We start from the raw sequence: 1,728 nt of genomic DNA, 5'->3' as shown, positions 1-1,728 counted from the left end.
TGTGCGCTTTCATAAATGGGAAAGCTCCCCCCTGTCAAGCTTAGGCAGCGATGTGATGAGGGGCGCGTTTTTCCTCTGTCCTCACTGTGCCCTCCTCCAGCATGGCGAGATGACCGAAGTCCGCAGCGTTTTCTTCGAATTGTCGGGGCGGCTTGATTCGAGGTGTGGTACTACGCGGTTCGTACTCCGAGGACTGATGCGGTGAGCGGGGCAATGGTTTCAGACCGACCGGGAGCAACCGTAGCTGGTGAGGGGAATGCCCCGCAGTTACGTATCTTGCATGTGGTGCCGACTTTTTATCCTGCCACCTTTTTTGGCGGGCCGATCCAGTCCGTCTACGGTTTGTGCAACGCGCTGGCTCAGCAGGTCGATCTGCGAGTCCTGACGACCGACAGTGCGGGGGCGAATGCGCGGGATCGCTTCAGCGTTGTGGTGGTGCCTGAGCAAATGCCGGCGGGGTATGACGTGTACTATTGTGCCAAGACGTCCGGCAGGGAATTTTCATGGGAACTTTTGCGGCGGCTGGGTCCGTTGGTTCGCTGGGCTGACGTTGTTCACTTGACGGGCGTCTATTCATTCACGACAATCCCGACGCTGTTGGTCGCTCGAGTGCTGGGAAAGCCTGTGGTGTGGTCGCCGCGCGGCGCCTTGCAACGATGGCCGGAGTCGCGTCGTGTTTGGCTGAAGGCGCTCTGGGATCGTTTCTGTCGGATCGTCGCTCCGGCACGGGCAATTCTCCATGTCACCTCGCATGAGGAGGGCGCGGAAAGCGCCCTAAGATTGCCGGGCTTGAAAGCGGTGATGATCCCCAATGGGGTGGACATGCCCGCGCCTGTGTCTCGAACGCCATCGAGCGGTCAGTTGCGGTTGCTGTTCGTCGGTCGGCTGGACCCCAAAAAGGGCGTGGAAAACTTGATTGAGGCGTGCCGGATGGTTCAGGGGCGTCTGAACCGGGGATGGTCGCTTGTCATCGCAGGCTCGGGTCATTCGAGCTATGAAGGCTCACTCAAGGCGTGCACCGAGGAGAAGGGCGTGGCGGGGCAGGTCCAATTCGTGGGACATGTGGACGGCCATCGAAAAACAGCACTCTTCGCGGAGGCGGACATCTTGATTCTGCCATCGTTCACGGAGAACTTCGGGCTTGTGGTGGCCGAAGCTCTGGCGCACGGGGTACCGGTGATCGCCAGTACCCATACGCCCTGGAAGCGGGTCGAAGAGATGCAGTGTGGATTGTGGGTGGACAACGATCCTGAGGCACTGGTGAAGGCGCTTGAACGGATGGCGGTCATGCCGCTTGCTGAGATGGGCGCGCGCGGACGGGAGTGGATGCGCCAGGAATTCTCCTGGACCTCAGTGGCCCGAGCGATACTGGAGCGCTATCATTTGCTGGCCGATGCGCCGGGGGGATTGTAATGGGTCACGTCCTGCCCGCCATCTGCATCGTCTCCTCCTGCGGGGGGCACCTTACGGAGGTGCGCACACTGAAACCCGTGTACGAACGCTATGAACACTTTTATGTGTTGAACGCTCCGGTGCTACTGCCGGAGGACATGCAAGGGCGGACGCATTTCATCCGCCATTCCGAGCGGGACTGGTTGTTTGTGGTCAATCTATGGGAGGCGTGGCGCCTGCTGCGGCGATACCGCCCGCATTTGATTGTGAGCGTCGGCGCCGGACCGGTCGTTCCATTCACGCTGATTGGGAAGCTGCTCGGCATTCCGACGCTGT

General features: G+C 60.4%; 2 protein-coding genes. Both read left to right on the top strand.

Annotated elements, in window-relative coordinates:
• Positions 1-213 precede the first annotated feature (213 nt).
• Positions 214-1,413, top strand: a complete 1,200-nt coding sequence (locus tag FJ404_19845) for a glycosyltransferase (protein ID MBM3825098.1) — start codon at positions 214-216, stop codon at positions 1,411-1,413.
• On the top strand, positions 1,413-1,728 hold a 316-nt coding region (locus tag FJ404_19840; protein ID MBM3825097.1), incomplete at its 3' end, for a hypothetical protein. The genes FJ404_19845 and FJ404_19840, both read left to right, overlap by 1 nt.

Source organism: Verrucomicrobiota bacterium (genome assembly GCA_016871495.1).
Lineage (GTDB): Bacteria > Verrucomicrobiota > Verrucomicrobiia > Limisphaerales > VHDF01 > VHDF01.
The sequence above is the reverse complement of the archived record's forward strand: the minus strand, read 5'-3'. Positions and strand labels throughout refer to the sequence as shown.

Bases quoted from the DNA above. Each gene is read 5' to 3' on its own strand.
- FJ404_19845 (MBM3825098.1), top strand. From the start codon at position 214: ATGGTTTCAGACCGACCGGGAGCAACCGTAGCTGGTGAGGGGAATGCC.